Annotated in this window: 11 protein-coding genes; 8 read left to right on the top strand and 3 right to left on the bottom strand. The window is 59.1% G+C overall.

The features are described 5' to 3' along the window. Positions 1-82 precede the first annotated feature (82 nt). Both J4D97_RS21200 and J4D97_RS21195 read left to right on the top strand, forming a co-directional pair. A complete protein-coding gene (locus J4D97_RS21200; RefSeq protein WP_208309324.1) occupies positions 83-3,400 on the top strand; it encodes an SGNH/GDSL hydrolase family protein in 3,318 nt (1,105 codons plus the stop codon). Between the two features lie 166 nt (positions 3,401-3,566). After that, positions 3,567-4,757, top strand: coding sequence for an MFS transporter (locus J4D97_RS21195; protein ID WP_208309323.1), 1,191 nt, complete (start codon positions 3,567-3,569; stop codon positions 4,755-4,757). 73 nt (positions 4,758-4,830) lie between these two features. Here J4D97_RS21195 and J4D97_RS21190 read toward each other — a convergent pair whose 3' ends face one another. Then, a complete protein-coding gene (locus tag J4D97_RS21190; RefSeq protein ID WP_208309322.1) occupies positions 4,831-5,889 on the bottom strand; it encodes a glycoside hydrolase family 43 protein in 1,059 nt (352 codons plus the stop codon). Positions 5,890-6,198: 309 nt separating this feature from the next. Here J4D97_RS21190 and J4D97_RS21185 point away from each other — a divergent pair, with 309 nt between their 5' ends. From J4D97_RS21185 to J4D97_RS21170, 4 genes are all read left to right on the top strand, one after another. Further along, a complete protein-coding gene (locus J4D97_RS21185; RefSeq protein WP_208309321.1) occupies positions 6,199-8,253 on the top strand; it encodes a DUF3857 domain-containing protein in 2,055 nt (684 codons plus the stop codon). Between the two features lie 240 nt (positions 8,254-8,493). Continuing rightward, positions 8,494-10,533, top strand: a complete 2,040-nt coding sequence (locus J4D97_RS21180; RefSeq protein ID WP_208309320.1) for a DUF3857 domain-containing protein — start codon at positions 8,494-8,496, stop codon at positions 10,531-10,533. Positions 10,534-10,537: 4 nt separating this feature from the next. After that, positions 10,538-12,493, top strand: a complete 1,956-nt coding sequence (locus tag J4D97_RS21175; protein WP_208309319.1) for a DUF3857 domain-containing protein — start codon at positions 10,538-10,540, stop codon at positions 12,491-12,493. A gap of 275 nt (positions 12,494-12,768) precedes the next feature. Next, positions 12,769-16,332, top strand: coding sequence for a reprolysin-like metallopeptidase (locus J4D97_RS21170; protein ID WP_208309318.1), 3,564 nt, complete (start codon positions 12,769-12,771; stop codon positions 16,330-16,332). 189 nt (positions 16,333-16,521) lie between these two features. Here J4D97_RS21170 and J4D97_RS21165 read toward each other — a convergent pair whose 3' ends face one another. Further along, positions 16,522-18,648, bottom strand: coding sequence for a helix-hairpin-helix domain-containing protein (locus J4D97_RS21165; RefSeq protein WP_208309317.1), 2,127 nt, complete (start codon positions 18,646-18,648; stop codon positions 16,522-16,524). Beyond that, on the bottom strand, positions 18,645-19,502 hold the full coding sequence (locus J4D97_RS21160; protein WP_208309316.1) for a hypothetical protein: 858 nt from the start codon (positions 19,500-19,502) through the stop codon (positions 18,645-18,647). The genes J4D97_RS21165 and J4D97_RS21160 overlap by 4 nt, the downstream gene beginning before the upstream one ends. Positions 19,503-19,661: 159 nt before the next feature. Here J4D97_RS21160 and yidD point away from each other — a divergent pair, with 159 nt between their 5' ends. Together yidD and J4D97_RS21150 are read left to right on the top strand one after the other, a co-directional pair. Then, complete coding sequence (gene yidD, locus J4D97_RS21155) at positions 19,662-19,883, top strand: membrane protein insertion efficiency factor YidD (protein ID WP_185282676.1); 222 nt, start codon at positions 19,662-19,664, stop codon at positions 19,881-19,883. A 75-nt stretch (positions 19,884-19,958) separates the two neighbouring features. Beyond that, on the top strand, positions 19,959-20,867 hold the full coding sequence (locus J4D97_RS21150) for an SdiA-regulated domain-containing protein (RefSeq protein WP_208309315.1): 909 nt from the start codon (positions 19,959-19,961) through the stop codon (positions 20,865-20,867). Positions 20,868-20,964 lie beyond the last annotated feature (97 nt).

The following is a 20,964-nucleotide window of genomic DNA, read 5'->3' as shown; positions in this document are numbered from 1 at the left end:
CTACAGCAAACACGTCTGCTGTGCATAGCGCCCGCCTACTCTTTTCTACCCGACCTATTTCTACCCCTAAAATCCCACATTCATGAAAAAACCATTTACTCTATTTGCCTTCATTGCGCTCCTATTGGCTGGCTTAGTCGCGCAGGCTCAAACAACGACAGCAGTACAGTCTGTACTTATTGACTTTGGCGTGAACGATGGCACCAACGGCAACAGCACGCCCAGCCCCGATGCCAACGGCAACTACTGGAACAACGTGTTCAACAACACAGGAGCAACCGACGTCTTTTCTCTCATCGACAAGACGAACGCCGCCACGAGTATCAAGCTAAACGTGGGGCCCAACTTCTTAACCAACGGTGTTCTCAACGGTGGCTTGTTGACGCCGGATGCCGCGCTGTTGGGACAATACGCCGTGGCTACTGCCACCCAGGACTACTTTTTCGTGCAGGGCACTGGAGCTACCTCTACGGCCACCATTCGCCTGAGCGGGCTGGACCCCGCCAAGCGCTACGTCTTTCACGTGTTTGGCAGCCGCCAGATTGCCACCGAGCGGCGCGTGTCGCGCTACACCTTCACGGGCGCTACCACCAACACCATCACGCAGACTACCTCAGGCGCGGATGTGGGGGCGAATGGCTACCCCGGCAACAACAACACCATCACCGACTCCGACACGCTGGCCGCAAACAGTAACGGTATCATTGAAATGACGCTGAGCAAGTCGGCCGGCTCTTTTGCCTACCTCAACCTGATGCGGGTAGACATTGTACCCGCCCGCGCCACGCCTCCAACACCGCCTGCCACAGCTAACACCTCGTTCTACTTCGACTTTGGGGTAGACGACGGCACTAATGGCAACCCTACGCCTGGTCCCGATACCAACGGGAACTACTGGAATAACATCCTCAACATCACCAGCGCCGCCGATACGTTTCGTTTGGTGGACAAAGCCAACCGGGCGACAAGCGTGAAGCTTGCTGTAGGCAAAAACTTCCTGACCAACGGCATCAATACAGGCGGCTTGCTGGCGCCGGACGCCGCGCTGCTAGGGCCGTATGCGGTGGCTACCGCCACCCAGGATTACTTCTACGTGGAGGGTACGGGTAGCACTGCCACTGGCAGACTGCGCCTGAGCGGGCTGGACCGCACCAAGCGCTATGTGTTTCACGTGTTCGGCAGCCGGCAGATTGCCACCGAGCGGCGCGTGTCGCGCTACACTTTCGCAGGTGCTACTACCAGCACTTTCACGCAGACCACCTCGGGCGCGAATGTGGGCGCCAATGGCTACCCCGGCAACAACAACACTATCAGCGACTCCGATACGCTATCGGCGGATGCCAATGGCATGATTGAGCTGACGCTGAGCAAAGAGGCTGGTTCGTTCGCCTACCTCAACCTGATGCGTGTGGATGTGGTGCCGGACCGCAACCCCGTAACGGGCAATATCGCCTTCCAGAATTCTGGCTTCGAACTGGGCAATTTCACCAACTGGACCACCACAGCGCGTGGTACTGGCGCTACTACTACCATCAGCACGGCTACTAAGCACGCGGGCAGCTACGCCGCCCAACTATCGGGTGGTAGCTTGGCGCTGGAACAGCAAATTACTTATGTACCCACCATCGGCACCACGGCGCAGAAGCTGAGCGGCTGGTTTTATAATCCGGCCACGGCGGGCCTGCAAGGTAGCCAGGCGGTGCACCTGGAGCTACTGTATTACAACAGCAGCAACGCGCTGCTGGGGCAGTTCCGCTCCGACTCGTTGGTAGCGTCTTCACCTGCCGGCACCTGGACGCAGCTGCAAGCCACCGCCACCATTCCCACGGGCACAGCCTATGTGAAAGGAGCCGCTGTGTGGCGCAATCCGGACGGTGCCACGGGCAGCGCTTACTTCGACGACCTGCTGCTGGAGCCCTACACTGTGCCGATACCGCAGAACCCGTTGAAGATCGTATACATGGGCTCGTCGGTACCCTACGGCACGGGCGCTACCAACAACTACGGCTATACGTCTATGTACTCCGACCTGCTAGCCCGCCGCGCCACGGCCGGCACAGGGCAGCCCTGGGTAACGGCCAACATTTCGGTGCCCGGTAACAACACAGTAGCCGTACTCAACCGCTACGCCGCCGACCTCCTACCCCAGCACGGCAAATACGTGGTGTACGCGCTGGCATTGGGCAATGAAGGTATCCTCACCGGCGGGCAGCCCATCTTCGATCAGTTCCGCGCTAATATGACGCAGCTCATCAAACAAGCGCGGGCCGATGGCATGGTGCCCATCGTGACGAACTCCTACACCCGCTCCGACTACACGGCCGAGGCTTATGCCTTCGTTCGGCAGATGAACCTGCTGATTCACGGCTGGAACGTGCCGAGCGTGAACCTGCTGGGGGCTGTAGACGATGGACAAGGCCGCTGGGCCACGGGTTACCGGTCCGATGACCTACATCCCAATGACTTAGGACACGCCGAAATGGCGCATACCCTGGTGCCGTCGCTCTTCGATGCTCTGCACGCGGGCAAGCCCCTACCCTCCCGCCGCCCTGGTGCTGGCACGGGTATCACGCTGGTAAAAACGGTGGGGCAGCCTACCTCGGTTGTTCGCTTTGTGCCCGAGGATGTGGTACACCCCTTCACGCAGGCTCTCCGCTTCAAGACCAACGGCGCGGGTCAGCTGGTCGAAATCCGCGACAGCGCTGGTATTGCAGCCGGGACCATCCGCATCAGCACCGATGGCAAGCTGCTCTACACGTCGGCCAAAGGCCCGACCATTACGGGTACGGTGCCGGTAGCCAATAACCGCTGGCACAAGTTGGTACTCACACACTACTACGCCCGCGGAACCACCATGCTCTATGTGGATAGTGTGCGGGAGGGCAGCGTGGCCGAGCGCCTGCGTCCTACCCAATTCGAGGTAGGCGGCACAGCCGCTCCAACCAAGTTGCAGCTGCGCGACTGGCTGTTCTACCGCTCGGGCATGAATCAGGACGAGGTACTGGCTATGGCCGCCGACTCGCTGCTCAAGTCGAGCCTGGAGCTGTACGCTCCACTCGATGGCCGCCCCACAGCCGATTCGCTGGTTAATCTTGCTCAAAGCCTGAACACCCTGGCTCGCACTGCCGGGTCGGTAACGCTGGGCACGCGTGAAAGCACTAGGGCGGCGCAAGTAGTCCTGTATCCTAATCCTACTACTGGGGATTTACGCCTGCTAGCCCCCTGGAACCTGGAAGGCACCGAGGTAAAACTATACGATACGATGGGCCGCCTTGTGCTCCGCACGAAAGTAACGGGCGGCAAGCTCAATATCGGAGCCCTAAAATCCGGGGTGTACTCCCTGGTGTTTGAAACGGCCGACGGGCTGGTGCATAAGCGCATCGTGCGCCAGGGTAATTAGCCGTAACGGGTGTAAAACGGAATAAGGGAAGCAAATCTTTTGCTTCCCTTATTTTTTGTGAGCCAATGTGTTATCCACTATTGCACCCTGCTCATCCACAAAACCCGCGCAATCCATTAAAATCCGAGCGAATCCGTGGTTCGGATTTTCCCGACCTTTGCGCGCTATGTCTGCTGCTCCCCCCACCCGCGTATACACGGCCGGTTTCTGGTTGATGTGTTTGTCGTCGTTCCTGTTCTTTGCCAGCTTCAACATGCTGCTCCCCGAGCTGCCCGACTACCTCACCAGCCTGGGCGGCGCCGAATACAAGGGCTACATTATTGCCATGTTCACAGTCACGGCAGGGTTGTCGCGGCCGTTTTCGGGCAAGCTGGCCGACACGGTGGGGCGCATTCCGGTGATGGTGTTTGGGTCGCTGGTGTGCTTTCTGTGCGGGTTTTTCTACCCCTGGACGGCCACAGTAGGCGGCTTCCTGCTGCTGCGGCTGCTACACGGCTTTAGCACGGGCTTCAAGCCTACCGGTACGGCGGCGTTTATTGGCGATATTATCCCGTTTGAGCGCCGGGGCGAAGCTATGGGTCTGCTGGGCGTGGCCAGCTCGATGGGTATGGCCGCCGGCCCCGCGCTGGGCGGCTTATTGGCCGAGCATTTCTCCCTGAACGTGCTGTTCTACTGTTCTTCTGGAACGGCGCTGCTCTCGCTCATCGTGCAGGGCACCATGACCGAAACCCTACCCCAGGCGCAACGCCAGAAGTTCAGCCTGAAGCTGCTGCGCCTACGTTGGGACGAGGTGCTGGAACCACGCGTGTTTCGACCAGCGCTGGCCACCCTGCTGTGTATGTTTCCGTATGGGGCCGTGCTCACGGTTATTCCCGACCAGAGCACCTACTTGGGCATCAGCAATAAAGGCTTGTTTTTCACCTTTTATACTGTGGCCTCGCTGGTCGTGCGGCTGGTGGCGGGCCGTGCCTCCGACCGCTATGGCCGGGTGCCGGTGCTGCGCTTCTCTACTACCCTGCTGCTGGTGGCGTTGGTCGCGCTGGCCCTGGCGCCTTCGGTTCCGTTTCTGCTGGCCGCGGCTGTGCTGTATGGTTTCGCTACGGGCCTCAACTCCCCTACCCTCTATGCCTGGACCATTGACCTGAGCCCCGCCGAGCGGCGCGGCCGGGGCGTGGCTACCATGTACATTGCCTTGGAAGCCGGTATTGGCCTGGGCGCCCTGCTGGCCGGTTGGATTTTTGCTAACTCGCCCGCCCGCCTACCCTACGTGCATGGCCTGAGCGCCGCCGTTACGTTGGTGGCATTGGTGTATCTGTGGGTAGGCGTGCGCCACCAACCAGTTCCAGAAGCCGCATAGCTTATTACTACCGGTTTTTGTAAATCTTTGAAACAGAACTTATGCCGCTGCCGGGGCCAGCATTTCCCACCCGTTACTTTTTCTTCCAGTAGCGCTCTAGCCGGTCGGCTTCTTTTGTCGTGAGGTGGATAACTGTGCCGTGCTTCGGCGACTTAAAATTGGTGGCTTTCATCACGCCCGTGTTGAAGTGCCCTATGTCGGTAAACGTAGCGAAGTCGGTGGTTTGGCAAAAGCCGAAATTGTGCGGTTGGATGCTGAATACATCGTACATCAACACCCATTTTTCCTCCCCAATGCGCTTCCACACATTCGGCGCTTCGCAGGCACCCGGCTCGGCGTCTACCCACGCCGGGTTGTAGCGGTAGCCGCTGTGAACGCTGTCGGATAGCGCCATTTTGATACCACCTGGCTTTTCCTGTGCCACGTACATCATGCAGAAGCGTTTATCGGGGAGTTGGCTGATGTCGGCATCCAGTATCTGTATCTCCGGGTTTGGGTATTCAAAAAGAATTTTCGGCGCCGACGTAAGCCGGGTAAATGCCGCATCGGTGTAGGCGTAGTAGAGCTTGGTGCGCCCATTGCCCAGCCGCATAGTGAAGTACAGCATCATTTTGCCAGCGGCAGCATCGTAAATTGTTTCGGGTGCCCAAACGCAGCCTACATCTTTTAGCTCCGGAAATGCCTCGTCGAGGCGTACTACGTGGTGCGTCCAGTGGATGAGGTCGGTAGATCGGAGCAGCACCAGCCCGCGGTTGTTGCCCCACCCGTAAGCCTTTTCGTCGCGCTCCCATGTAGTAGCGCGGTAGCCCTTTTGTTTGGCAAACAGGTGCAAGTCGGTCATGGCCATGTAAAAGGCACCGTCGGGGCCGCGGTAAATGTGCGGGTCGCGGATGCCGCGCTGCTCGGCAATGGTGTCGCCGGCTATAACGGGCTGGCCTTCGTTCACAGCCGTGAACGTGTAGCCGTCACGGCTTGTGGCCATAAACAGGCTGTGCGTGGGGTCGGTGAAGAAGACGAATAGGTAGGCGCCCATCTTCTTTTCGTTGGGTAGCGCCAAGTGACGCTGCGCTCCGGCAAGTCCTAGCAGCCCCAACAGCGCAACGGTTCCCAGTATCAGCCTATTCCAGTTCATTGCTTTTGCGGTTCTTGCTTAGAAAAACACTCTGTAAAATCCTCGCTATACAAGGCTGCTGATACTTTGTAAGCGCAAGCAGCTCCGGAGTTGATAGGTAAGCGAGCTAAGGTAAGTGAGGGGTGGGTAAGCTGACTGTCAGACCCGAAACGCAGCATGCGCACAAAGCGTCAGATAGGTACAAAAACTTGGCTAAATATCATCTATTCTTCATCTTTGATGTGGATAAGACATTCTACCCTTTTGGGTTGATTTAGACTATCACTATCAGTTCGTTGCTATTACGCGTCATTTTTACTTTTCCTGGTTATGCGTCGTTTTATACTCAACAGTAGCTTGCTGCTGGGGCTGCTGTGTAATTACCAGCCAGCGGCCGCTCAGAAAGCTGCGGCCCTAAAGCCTCCTATCTCTTTTGGCGACGTATCGGCCGCTGATTTCGGTCCTAACCCTACCCCTGTGGCTGCCGATAGCGCCGCCGAGGCCGAGGTGCTGTGCGACTATGGACAGTCGCGTATTGTAGGAGCCACGGAGAAATTTCAGGTAGTGTTTGACCGCACAACGCGCATTCACATTCTGCGCAAAGCCGGCTACGAGTGGGCCACAGTGCGCGTACCCCTCTACGTGGACGACGACCAACGCGAGAAGCTCTCCAACCTGAAAGGCTTCACGTATAACATGGTAGGCGGCAAGGTAGAGAAAACCAAGCTGGACCCCAGCTCGGGTGTGTTCAGTGAGAAAATCGATAAAAACCACGTGCTCTACTCCTTTACGCTGCCCAACGTGAAGGAAGGCTCCGTGGTGGAGTTTACGTACACCATCACCTCCGACTTCCTGTTCAACCTCCAGGACTGGCAGTTTCAGCACAGCATTCCTACGCGCTGGAGCGAGTACCGCGTGACGCTGCCCTCCTTTTTCCGGTACAAGGAAATCACGCACGGCTACCTACCCTTCGCGGCCAGCGACCAGGCGTGGGTGCCCTACTCCACGGGCTACCACCAGAATCAACAGACTGGTTACGGTTCTGTTAACACGGGTCCTACCCAAACAACCAGCATCAGCACGCAGGCACTGGCGCAGCGCTGGGTGCTGCAAAACGCGCCGGCCTTCCGCGAGGAACCCTTTATGGCCGCCGCGCAGGACTACATGCGCAGCGTGCATTTCGAGCTGGCCGGCTCTGATTTTACGGGACACGACTTCCACGACTTGTCGAACACGTGGGAGAAGATTGGGGCGGCGCTACTGGCCGACGAGCGGTTTGGCGTAGTGCTCAATCAGAATTCGCCCCTGGCAACCGAGGCCAAGGCACTGCGCACGCGCCTACCCGATGCCCGCGCCCGCGCCGAAGCCGTGTTGCGACTGGTGCAGCAACACGTGAAATACAACGGCCAGGAACGCCTGTATACGTCGCAGCCTACCCGCAAAACCTACGAGCAGCACCAGGGCAACTCGGCCGATGTGAACCTGCTGCTGCTGCAAACGCTTCGTGCAGCCGAGCTATCGGCCAACCCGGTGCTGCTGAGCACCCGCACCCACGGCCGCATTGTGACAGATATGCCCCTGCTCAGCCAGTTCAATTACACCATTGCCCACGTGGTACTACCCGATGGTGAGCTGCTACTAGACGCCACCGAGCCGCTGTTACCTATGGAGATGCTGCCGGAGCGCTGCCTCAACGAGCAAGGCCGGCTGCTGACCACCACCGGCGCTTGGGTGCCTCTTACCAGCAAACGCAACTATCTGGAATACACCAAGGCCGATTTCAAGCTCGACGACACGGGTACCCTGCGCGGCACCATGCGCCAGGGCTACAGCGGCTACGCCGGCCTAGCGGCCCGGCAACAGGTGTTCAGCCAAGGCGAATCGAGCTACAAAACCCGACTGGGCCGCCGCTGGACCGATTGGCAGTTGACCACCCCGCCTACCCTGCTGGAGCTGGAAGACCCTAGCAAGGCCTTTGCCGTGGACTTAGCTATGACCCTGCCCGGCCCTGAAACGCCAGCCAATACGCTGTATCTACCACTAATGCAGGCAGTAGGACTAAACAACAATCCCTTCCGCCACGCCGACCGATTCTTTCCCGTCGATTTCAGCACCACCCGCGAGCTGACGCAAGTGGTGAGTCTGGCCCTGCCGGCCCGCTACACGGTGCAGGAAAAGCCCGCCGATTTACAGTTAGCCCTACCCGGCAATGCGGGCAAGTTTCTCTACCACGTGGCCCAGCCTACCCCCGACCGCCTGGAAATCACCTCGCGCCTGCAACTCACCAAGACCAGCTACAGCCCCGCCGAGTATGCGGCCCTGCGCGAGTTTTACAGCCGCGCCATTGCCAAGCACGCCGAAATGCTGGTGCTGCAACGTCAGTAAAAGAGATACGCCAGAACAATGTTCTGGCGCATACTTGCTTCTCGTCGGCCGCGCTGCGTGGCCGAAATCGTTCAACGACACCGTTCTGGCAACGAGAAATAACGCAAATAGCCTTCTACCGCCGCCCTGCTTTCTACCCTACACCTTATCGCAACTATACAATTCCGCTGCCGCCCACTACCCTGGCGTGCAGCAGCGGCTCCTTGTGTCTTCATCAATTACTCCCTTCTCTACCTCACTATGCAAAAATTGCTACCCCGCTTATTCCTACTGGCGCTGGCCGGTGGGCTTACGTTCACTGCCCACGCCCAGACCGAGCCCATTAAGTTTGGCAAGCTGGACCCGAAGGATATGGACGAAAAAAGCTTCGTGGCCGATAGCGCCGCCGAGGCAGTGGTCCTCTGCGACTACGGCGTGTCGCGCTTCAGCGTAGTCAATGGCGAATTCAAAATCATGTTTGAGCGCGTGACGCGCATTAAAATCCTTAAGAAATCGGCCTACGACCGGGCTACGGTGGAAGTGCCACTCTACCACAAAGGCCAAAGCGAGGAGAAGTTGGGCAGCCTGCGCGGCTTCACCTATAATATGGTGAACGGCCAGCTCACCAAGGAAAAACTGGCCAGCGAAAGCACCTTTCGGGAAGAAAAGTCAGCTAACGTGACCGTGCGCAAGTTTACGCTGCCCAATGTGCGCGTGGGCTCCGTGATTGAGTACGCCTATTCCGTTAGCTCCGATTTTCTATTTAACTTCCAGAATTGGCAGTTCCAGGAAAGCATTCCCGTGCGCTGGAGCGAGTACCGAGCCAGCATCCCGGAGTATTTCGACTACAAAATGCTGATGCAGGGCTACGAGCCGCTGGCTATCAGTGAACACCCTACCGGCCAGACGCAATATACGATTAGCACCGGTGGCTCTTTTGACGACTATGGCAACCGACGCAGCGTTAGCAGCCAAACAGTATCGGCCAACGTGACCAACCACCGCTGGGTGATGAAAGACGTGCCGGCATTCCGTGAAGAGCCCTACATGACTACCTCCCGCGACTTTATAGCCCGCATCGACTTTGAACTGGCCGGCACCAAATGGCCCAACCAAGGCTACCACAGCGTGGCCAATTCCTGGAACAAGATCAACGAGGAGCTGCTGACCGAGGAAAGTTTTGGGAACCAAGCGAAGCACGCCAGCTTTCTGAAAGAGGAGATTGCGGCTCTCAAAGCCAAGCACGCCGGCAACCCGGCGGCGCTGACGGCCGCCATACGCCACCTGGTACACCACTCGGTGAAGTACAACGACCAAGACCGCCTCTATGCTACCACTACCACCCGCCGGGCCTACGATCAGCACAACGGGAGTGCTGCCGACGTGAATCTGCTGCTAATAGGCGCCCTGCGCGACGCTGGCCTCACGGCTCACCCCATTATCCTAAGCACCCGCGACCACGGCCGCGTGAATACCATGTTTCCGCTGCTGTCAAACTTCAACTATGTGATTGCCCACGTGGCCCTACCCGATAATAAGGAGCTGCTAGTGGATGCTACCGAAGAAGCCATGCCCTGCGGCAACCTGCCTGGCCGCTGCCTGAATGGCGTGGGTCGCCTGCTTCTGCCCGATGCGGCGCAGTCGCGTTGGATAGACCTTGCTCCCCTCACCCGGTTTATCGACTACCGCAAGGTGCAGCTGAACCTAGATGACAAAGGCGGCTATACCGGGCAGGTGCACCAAGAGTACGGCGGCTACCTGGGCGCCCACCACCGTTCGCGCCTGGTGAAGCTGGGCGAGAAAAAGTTTATGGAGGAATTGGCCAAGGGCCACGAGGGCTGGGACATTCCGAAGTATGCGTTCAAGGAAAAAGAAACCTATACGGCCCCGCTCTCCCTGGATTACGAGCTGACCAGCGCCGGCAACGAGCAGGCGGCCGACATGCTGTACATCAACCCCATGCGGCATTTCAGCGACAGCAAGAATCCATTTCTGCACGAAGACCGTCGTTTCCCGGTGGATTTTGGCGCGCTGATGGACGAAACCAATCTAGTGACGGTGGCCCTACCCGCCGGCTATGCGGTAGAGGAGATGCCCAAGCCGCTGGTGGTAGACCTACCCGACAACGGCGGCCGATTTATATACTCCATCTCGCCCGGCGAGAACTCCTTGCAGATTATGACCCGCATGAACCTGCGCAAAACGGTGTACTCGGCCGAAGAGTACGCGGCGTTGCGGGACTTCTACTCGCGCCTGCTGGCCAAGCAGGCCGAGCAAATTGTGCTCAAGAAAAAATCGTAAGCTGATGCGCTATTTCCCCCTACCCTGCCGGGCTGCTATACTGAGCGTCAGCTTATTGCTAAGCAGCACTACCTGGGCCGCGCCGGCGCCGAAGTATCCGGTGAGCGACCTATCGGCCAACCTGCGCGAGAATGCCCACGGCGTGGTGCGCGCTTATGACGAAACGCTGGTGGTGAAGTCGGTGAGCCGCACAGTGAGTACGGTGCACCGCGCCATCACCATTCTGGACGGTGCTGGCGCTGACTGGGCGCAGCTGATGGTGCCCTACGATCAGCTCAACAGCATCAACTACCTGCGCGGGGCCGTGTACGACGCCGATGGTCGCCTGATTCGCTCTCTGCGCGCCTCCGATGTGAAGGACTACGGTTTGTCCGACGGCTTTAGCCTGGCCACCGACAACCGCGGCCGGTTGGCCACGCTGCAACAGTCGGCCTACCCCTATACGGTGGAATTTGATTACGAAATCACATCTGACAACTCGCTGTTTTACAGCACCTGGGAGCCGCAGGACGAGCCCCAGCTAGCTGTGGAGCACGCCACCTTCCGGGTGCTCACGCCCGCAACCCTACCTCTGCGCTACCAGGAGCGGCACTTGCCCCAAGGCGTGCAGGCTGCACACTCGCAGCAGGGCGGGCAGGAAGTGTATCAGTGGGAAGTGAAAGCCCTGGCGGCTATGGAGCGTGAGCCAGATGGCCCGCCCCTGCGCGAGTTGGTGCCGATGGTAGTAACAGCACCCGCCGCGTTTGAGGTACAAGGCCACGCAGGTAGCGCCGCCTCCTGGCAACAGTTGGGCCAGTGGAGCTATGAGCTGAACCGAGGCCGCGACGTGTTGCCCGACGACCTGCGGGCGCGCGTGGCAGCGCTGGTGAAAGACGAAAAAGATGAGCGCGTCCGCATCCGAAAAGTGTACGAGTTCTTGCAGGCCAATACCCGCTACATTTCGGTGCAGCTAGGGCTAGGCGGCTGGCAGACGTTTCCAGCTTCGGCCGTGAGCACCAATGGCTATGGCGACTGCAAAGCCCTGTCGAACTACGGTATGGCGCTGTTGCAGGCAGCGGGCATCACGGGCTACTGCGCCCTGGTGCGCGCCGATGCGCCGGACATTCACACGGAGTTTCCCAGCTCGCAGTTCAACCACGTGATATTGTGCGTGCCGCTGGCGCAAACCAAAACCGCCAAGGCCGACACGGTGTGGCTGGAATGCACCAGCCAAACGGCGCCGTTTGGCTACATGGGCAGCTTCACGGGCAACCGCCACGCCCTACTACTCACCCCGCAGGGCGGCAAGCTGGTGCGCACTCCTACATACGGCGTGCGCGAAAACCGCCGCGAGCGGCTGGCCGACGTGTATCTGGACGCGCAGGGCAAAGCCACGGCTGCCGTTCGCACGGCATACACCGGCCTGGAGCAAGACCGCCTCAGCGCCATGCTCGATGGGCTGGACCCAGCTCAACAGAAGAAGTACATCACAGAAAGCCTGACACTGAACAACTTCAGCATCACGAAATTCAACCTGACGGCCAACCGACAGCAGGCCCTCCCGATGGTGACAGAGAAGCTGGACCTGATGCTACCTACTTTTGCCTCTGTAAGTGGCAAGCGCCTGTTTCTGGCGCCCAACCTGCTCAGCCGCCTACCCGCCGTGGCCGCACCTGTGGGCGGCCGCCAGTCGGATGTGTGGTTGAGCCACGCCTACACCTACGCCGATACGGTACGCATTCACGTGCCGGCCGGGCTACAGCCCGAGAACCTGCCGGCGCCGGTGCAACTCACCACGGCTTTCGGTACGTACTCGGCCCAGCTGCATACCCTGCCCGATGGCACGTTGCAGTACGTGCGCCAGCTGCAAATGCCCCGCACGCGCTTTGCCAAGGCAGAATACCCCGCCTACGTGGAGTTCCGACGCAAAATCAGCGCGGCCGATAAGGCGCAGATTGTGCTGCTGAAGACGGATGCTTAGCGTAAGTATTCGCTACTTTACTTTTCGAATGCCCGGTTGTCTCTCACAACCGGGCATTTTTTATAACCTATGCACTACACTACTGCGCAACTCCTGCGTTAGAGCAGCTTAATTTTGTGACTATGGCCTTCCCATATCGCTGAAAACAACCCAACTTATGAACACTATAGTCGTTGTTTGTAAGCTGTTTGTCGATCAAACGAGGTGCGGCGTTGAGGTGCTGTTCTTTTCGTTTTCTTCCTACCCTACCTTTCCACCTTCTCACCTCTTACCCGATGCAAACTTTTACCCTGCGGCGAGGGCTGCTAAGCGGTCTGTTTTTAATAGCAGGCCTACTGCCAGCTGCGGCGCAACGCGTGCTATGGGCCGATGCCTCTCCTGCTGTTGTGCCGAAGCAACATACGCTGGCCCTAAGCCGCTTCCGGGCCGTGACGGTACAGCTAGGCACGGTGCGCAATACCTTGCGCGCGGCGCCAACCGAGCGTAGCGCGGCAGCCCGGGCGTCGGGCACCGTGGTGTCGTTGCCCCTACCCGATGGCACCTCCCAGCGGTTTCGGGTGGTGGCCACGCAGGTGATGGCGCCGGCGTTGGCGGCGCGCTACCCCCGCATTCGCACCTACCTGGCCCAAGGTCTCGACGACCCCACGGCCACGGCCCGCCTCGATGTGTCGCCGGCAGGTTTTCACGCCCAGATTCTGGCCGCCAACCGTACCGTTTATATCGACCCGGCCGCGCCCGGCGATACGGTAAACCACTTGGTATTTGACCAAAGCAGCATGAGCCGCTCGGCGCTGGGCGCCGTGTGCCACACGCCCGATGGCCTGGACCGCACAACTACGGCCGCTCTAAACCGACCGGCTGCTCTCCAACGGCCCAACGGCAGCCAGTTACGCACCTACCGACTGGCAGTGGCTTGCACCAGTGAGTATGCCGCTACCAAAGGCGGCACCAAGGAGGGCGCCCTGGCCGGCATTGTCACCTCCGTGAACCGCGTAGATGGCATCTACGAGCGGGAGCTGGCCATTCGGATGGTGCTGATTGCCAACAACGACCGCCTGATTTTCCTTACCGACTCCACCGACCGTTATACCAACGACAACGGTGAAATGATGCTTAAGCAGAACCAAGCTGTTCTGACGGATAGCATCGGCTCGGCCAACTACGATATTGGGCACGTGTTTAGCACCGGTGGTGGGGGCATTGCGGCGTTGGGTTCGGTGTGCGTGGCGGGCTCTAAAGCCATGGGCGTGACTGGTTCGCCCAACCCGGTGGGTGACGCCTTTGATGTGGATTTCGTGGCCCACGAGATGGGCCACCAGTTTGGAGCCGACCATACGTTTAACAGCCAAACCGGCAGTTGCGGGAGAGGCAACCGCTCCGCCTCCTCAGCCTACGAGCCGGGTAGTGGCGTCACAATTATGGCCTATGCGGGTATTTGCGGAAACGACAACCTACAGGCCAACAGTATTCCATATTTCCATTCGCGCAGCTACGACCAGATTCTGAACCACGTAACTGGAGCCGGCAACTGCGCCGTTGTCACTGCTACCGGCAACCAGGCGCCTACCGTGAATGCCGGCGCCAACTACCGTATTCCTATCGGTACGCCGTTCACGCTCACCGGCTCGGCCACCGACCCCGATGGGGATGCGCTGACTTACACGTGGGAACAGTATAACCTGGGACCGGTCGGTGCGCCTACTGCGCCACAGGGCAATGCGCCCATTTTCCGGTCGTTTGAGCCTACCCCAATTCCCAGCCGCACGTTCCCGCGGGTGTCGGACCTAGTGAATAATGCCACGACCATTGGGGAGTTGCTGCCAACGTATGCGCGGCGCCTGATTTTTCGGTTTGTGGCCCGCGACAATCGGGATGGTGGGGGCGGCGTGGAATACGACTCGATGAACGTGGCCGTGATTGGTACCGCTGGCCCTTTTCTGGTGACTACCCCCAACACGGCTACCACCTGGCAGGCCGGTGTGCCCCAGCAAGTGACCTGGGACGTGGCCAATACCACGCAGGCGCCCATCAACGCCACCAACGTGGACATTCTGCTTTCTACCGATGGCGGCCTCACGTTCCCGACCATGCTACTAGCTGCTACCCCCAACGACGGCTGCGAATCGGTGACGGTGCCCGCCGCTACCAACACGGCGCTGGCGCGCATTAAGGTGCAGGCTACGGGCAATGTGTTCTTCGATATTTCTAACCAGAATTTCACTATTAAACCGCTTACGGCGCCTACCTTCTACCTTAATACGGCCTGCATTGGAAGTAATCTGCTGACGGTGTGCCCCGGCACCAGCGTGCCGGTGAGCCTAAGTATCGGGCAGGCACAGGGCTTTGCGGGCACCGTGGCGCTGGGCGCTACTGGTCTGCCCAATGGCCTTAGTGTTAGCTACGCGCCTGCCAGTGTAGCAGCTGGCGGCACAGCGGTAGCCACCATTGCAGCGGCAGCCGCGACCACGCCCGGCACCTATACCCTTACTCTCACGGGCACTAGCGGTGGGGTAGTGCAGAATCAGGTGGTGCGCGTGGTGGTGCCGCCGCTGGCTACGCAGGCGGCCGTAGCCGTAGCGCCGGCCGCCAATGCGCTGGTTACTACGCGGCCCGTATTTACGTGGCAGGCTGTGCCGAATGCCACGGCCTACACCGTGCAAGTAGCGACGGACGCCGCTTTTAGCAATGTGGTACTCACGCAAACTATAGCATCGGATACCGTTAAAACCTTCACCCCAACTGCTCCCTTAGCAGCGGGTACTACCTATTACTGGCGCGTGCGTGGCGGCAATGTCTGTGGTGCAGCTCCCTACTCGGCGGCTACGGCCTTCCGCACGGGGGTAGTATCCTGCCAGCCTTATGCGGCTACACAAATCCCCGTCACGATTCCGGCAACGGCGAATGCCTCGGCTTCTTCAACAATAGAAGTAAGCTCAACGGACGTGGTAGCGGCTATTCGGATTAATAATCTGACCATTACACACCCCAACGCAGGCGAATTGACGGTAACGCTAACCAACCCAGCGGGCCGCTCGGCCATGCTGCTGGCTACTCTGTGTGCCGGTACGGCCAACCTCAACTTGTCGCTGGATGAGCAGGCGACGGCAACTCTTGCTTGTCCGCTGAACGCGGGCGGCACCTACCGACCTGCCAACTCCTTGGCCGGTTTGCTGAACGCGCCCGCCAACGGCACCTGGACCCTGCGCATCACTGACAACACTGCTGGCAACGGCGGTACCCTTACAGGCTGGGCGTTGGAGCTCTGCACCGTACCGGCCCCACCCGCTGCGCCTACCAATTTGCTGGCCTACCTCAATGGCACCAGCGGCAGCACAGCCACCATTGGCCTGCAATGGCAGAACAACGCCACCAACGAAACCGGTTTCGAGCTGGAACGCTCCCTAACTACAAACACCAGTTTCCAGCGCATCGCCACCATTGCCGCCAACCAGACCACCTACTCCGACGAGGTATCTAGCACTGGCCGCTACGTGTACCGCATCCGGGCTGTAAACGACATTGGCAATTCGGCCTACTCCAACGAGGCCGTGGCCAGCGTAACGCTTGCCAGCGCCACCGCGCCCGTCCTCAAAGGGTTGACTGTGTACCCCAACCCTAGCAGTGGTCAGTTTCAGCTGGAACTGAACAACGCGCAAACGGGCGCCGTGCAAGTGCAGGTATTTGATGCGTTGGGCCGTAGTGTGATGACGCGCACCTTTTCCAAAGCAAGCAACACGCTGCAACAAACCCTGGATTTGAGCACTGTCAGCACAGGTATTTATCAGTTGCGCGTCACGCAGCCGCAAGGCATATCGGTGGTGAAGCTGGTGAAGGAGTGAGTAGTGCAGTGGTGAGTGGTGAAATGGTGAAGTCGTGAATGAAAAATGTGTGTGTCATGCTGAGCTTGCAAAGAACCTTCTGCCAGTTGAACGAGTCGTTGTGACGCCTGTCGTTCAAACGTGATAAGGTCCTTCGCAAGCTCAGGATGACACACACATTTTTCATTCACGACTTTACCATTTCACCACTCAAAACCGATACCGCGCTTGGGCTTTCACCTCGGAGCGGCGGTTGCCCTCGATTAGATCCAAACCCGAGCCGATGGCCGTCTGGTTGCGGTAGTGCGTTTCGGCGTAGCGCAGCCAGAGCGTGAGGTGACGATTGCAACGCACCTCGGCCAGCAGGTAGGTGCGCGTGCCCTGCCCGTAGAGGGCCGGCACCGAAAAGGCGTAGAGCACATCCTGCTCAAATACGTACTGGCGCGTGTCGTAATCGTCGGTGTCGAATAGGGCGTAACGGCCGCTCAGGCGCAGGTAACGCCCGAAGGTGTAGGACACGTCCTGGGCCAGCACATAGCCCGTACGGCGCGGACCGTCGCCCTCCCGGTAGCGGGTGCCCTGCACCCGCGTGCGCAGGCTGAGTACGGTGGTAGGGTTGGCGTCGTAGAACAACAGCAGGCTATGGCGCAACGTGGGCTCCGGCAGTGGTAGCGGGCGTGGGTCGTCGGCATTGTACTCTTTGAGGCGGGTACGCAGTTGGGCGTAAAGCAGACTGGTTTTGGTAGGCGTGTAGGCCAGGCGCAACAGCCAATCGTGGCCGTGCGAGGGCGCCCCTACCCGGTAGCGCAGCCATGGGAACCAGAATTGGTCGTAATACGCCGAAATTTCCCAACCCGCTGCTGGCCGTACTTTTAGCCCTAGGTAGAGGCCGCGCTCGTTGATGTTGCGACTGTTTTCGCTGAGGGCGTTGCCATAGAACGTGTGGAAGTCGCGGGCGTAGGAACGGTAGAGCACAGCCGCATCTACGTTGGGTGCCAGGCTGGCCAGCAGGCCATTCACTGTGCCCACCCCACCACTGCTGCTACGGGCCGTCTCGCCGAATAGCAGCAAGTTGCGCAGCACGTAACTATAGTGTACCCCCACAGCTAGGTTGTTTTGGCCCCGGAATTCATAGGTATTATACAAGGCTATCCGGCGTTGCAACGCCCTATCGTAGTGCGTACCCACGGCCGTGAGACCTACCGCCAGGTGGTTGCTGCGGCTGGTATAGGTCACGTTGCCGCCCCCAATGGCCTCGCCCAGGCTCTGGCGATTAGCCAGCTCAGTAGGCGTGCGGTGCAAGCCCGCCACCAACACGCCCGACGAATACTCCGTGAAATCAGCCAACGAATCCAGACTCTGCTGGCGGTTGGCATCCACGTGTTTATAAGACGCAAACGCTGTGGCCCGCACCGTGCTACTCACGGCTACGGTAGCCGCGGCGCCCCGAAAAAAGGCGCTTTCCAACACCGAGGAGTAGGGTCGCACACCCAACGAGCTACGCCGAATAGTGGTAATTGTTTCGCCGCCTTTCCCTACCTGCAACCCCGAGGACAGCAGGAGCCCCTGCCCAAATTGCAGCTGATAATCGCCCAGCGCCAGGGTTTTCAGACGGCCGCGCTCCTGCATTACCAAGTGGGCTGACAAGAAGTCGGCGCCGTAGCGGCGCTGGCTGGGCTGCCACGCCAGCGGCTCTCCGGCGTCTTTTTCAGCCGTGATGCCCAGGCTAAAGTCCTTGGTATGGCTAACTCGGTAGCGCAACAAGAGCTTGTCGGGCGAGCCGAGGTAGCGGCTGGTGAGGCGGCCCGTGCTGGTAGTATCGGGGGCGGTGTAGCCGCGGCGTGGTTGCAGCACCCGCTCGTAGCGCAGAAACAGGGCGTTGTTGTCTTCGTGCAATACGCGTTGCCAGAGCGGGCCACGGGCGGCGTTGGGGCCGGCATCCGTCACCGTCACGAAAGGCGCCACGCGGTAAATCGTGCGTAGGTCGAAGCCGTCGATGCTTTGTAATTCGTAGAGGCTGAGCAGCGGCCCTACCCGCTGGCGGTGCTCCAGCAACTGACTGATCTGCACTTCCGACAGCAGCAGGAGCGCCCGCAACTCCTCGCGCGTGGCCAGGTTTAGGTTGAGCGGCGTTTGGTAGTAGAGCAGCAGGGTTTCGTACATATCCTCGTAGGGCACGTCGTCGCTCTGCTGTTCAGCAAACAGCTCCTGGATTAGCCGGTCGAGGTCGGGAGTAGGGCGAGGGAACTGCTGGGCCTGGGTGGGCCGGGCAACACAGAACAGCCATACCAACACGAGCCCGAAGGATACCCTCAAGCAGCCAGGTAATCTGCTCATGGCTGCGCAGGCTTTGCGAGCAACACATGCACGCTCAGGTGCTGACTAAGCCCAAGGGCCGTTTGCCAGGCGGCAGCGTAATCGATGCGCAACTGCCCCGTCTGAAAGCCTACCCCGCCGGTTGTCTGTTCGCTCAGTGCTGCAAAACCCGCCCGTACCTGCAACACATCCAGCACTTTGTATTCCAGGCCCGCCCGGAAGTCGGCATCATGGTCCACGTCTTTTTCAGTTTCCACAGTCAGCAGCACCTTCTCGGTGGGCTGGTAGCCCAGGCCGGCGCGCAGAACGGTAGGCACCCGCTCGTCTTGGTAGCGGGCCAAGCGAGCTTGGTTGAGGTTGTAGAGGTAGGCGCCGAACACCAGCTTTTTCGGCACAATCTCGGCCTGCCCGCCCAGCGACAGGGCCAGCGCCCGCCGGCTACCCAGGCCCTCGATACTCATCTGCAATACATCGAGGCGGGCACCTATGCTCACTTGGCCACTGCGGTAGCCATAGGCTGCGCCTAGACGCTGCTCGGCGTAGAGCTTACCACCGAAACGCTGGGCCTCAAAGCCCACTACGCCGTTTTTCGGGCGGTTCTCCACTACTTCGCCTAGGGGTAGGGCTACAGCCAACGCGGCTGTGTTGAAATTGGGTAGCAGGAAGCGATTCTCGGCATAGAAACCCACTGCCGGCTCGGTAAGTTGACCCAGACCGGCGGCGTTGTTGCCCACGGCCCACACGTCGTGGAGGGTGGTGCTGGTGTAGCCCAACGCCGCAGCCCGTGCTCCCCGGATGCCCGGCCCGTTGCCTTGCGCGAAAGCGTGCAATCCCAGCAAAAACAGGCAAAAAAATAGCGCGTAGCGTTTCTCCATAGAAAGCCAATCAGAAGACTAGAATAAATACACAAACAATTCACTAACAGACTCTATAGCAAAGAATCTTCCTGGTTTTATTCAAATACCCCGCCAAACGGAAGGCTCCTGCTACGTGGCGGGCACTAGCTGCTGCTATTTCGCGTTCTTTGTGCTACCATGAAGTTGCTCTTTCGCCATTTGCTGCTGGCGCTGTTGTGGGTGTACCGCCACCTGCTGTCGCCTCTTAAGCCCCCTACCTGCCGCTACCAGCCTACGTGCTCGGCCTACGCCGTGCAGGCCATCGAGCGGCACGGCCCGTGGCGGGGCGGCTGGCTAGCGCTGCGCCGCATTGGGCGCTGTCACCCCTGGGGCGGCCACGGCTACGACCCTGTACCTTAATGACGGCATTGAGCGTATACCTCCTGATACACGCGCCTCTACCTTTGGGTAGGGGCCTTTTCTTTTGCCCTCTTTATGAATACTATGCCCTTTTTTTTGACCACAGCCTTACTGGCTAGCACGTTGTTGAACAGTTGTAATTCCACCCCCGCTGAGCAATCCACCACCGATTTTAGTACCACGCAGGCAGATCAGGGAAAGAAAGGGAAGAAGGGCAAAAAGGGGAAGAAATCGAAGGGCGAGGACGTAGAGCTAAACAAGGTAGGCGACCTGGAAGAAGTTCGCGAAAGCTCTGGCTTGGCTTTGGCCGATACGCCCGGCACGTTCTACACATTCAGCGACGCCGGTAATCCGCCCATTGTCTACAAAGTATCCGAAACAGGCAAGCTACTCGGCACGTTGCGCCTCAGTGCCACCAACCACGACTGGGAAAGCATTTCGCGCGATAACCAGGGGTACTACTACCTAGCCGACGCAGGTAACAATAGCAACGATCGTGAGGATTTAGCTATTCTTCGCTTTCGTCCCAAAACGCCTAATCAGGTTGATAAAATCAACTTTTCGTACGCCGATCAAACCGAATTCCCGCCCAAAAAAGGCGACCGTAATTTCGATGTGGAAGCCTCGCTTTGGCATCAGAACCAGCTCTACCTTTTTACAAAGGACCGCGCCAATAGCAGCACCAGCAAGGTGTATACTCTCCCTGACCAGCCCGGTACGCACAAAGCAAAATTGCTTACCAAGCTGAGCATTCCGGGCCAGGTAACGGACGCCAACCTAAGCCCCAATGGCCGTCGCCTGGTATTGATGGGTAGAGAAGAAATGTTTGTGCTGGAAGGCAGCTCTTTGGCCGATGCGCTGAAAGCTACGCCCCGTCAGATTTCGCTGAAAGGCGCTGGGCAGACGGAAGGCGTAGTCTTTACCAACGATAACACCATCTACATCAGCACTGAACAAGGTGACTTGTATAAGTATGAGTTTTAGTTGAGGCACAACTACTAAACAAAACCGCCTGTCATCCTGAGCTGGCGAAGGACCTTCTCACGCGTGAGAAGGTCCTTCGCCAGCTCAGGATGACAGG

This window comes from Hymenobacter defluvii (genome assembly GCF_017589435.1).
Classification (GTDB): Bacteria; Bacteroidota; Bacteroidia; order Cytophagales; family Hymenobacteraceae; genus Hymenobacter; species Hymenobacter profundi.
This window is presented reverse-complemented; position numbering and strand designations above follow the sequence as displayed.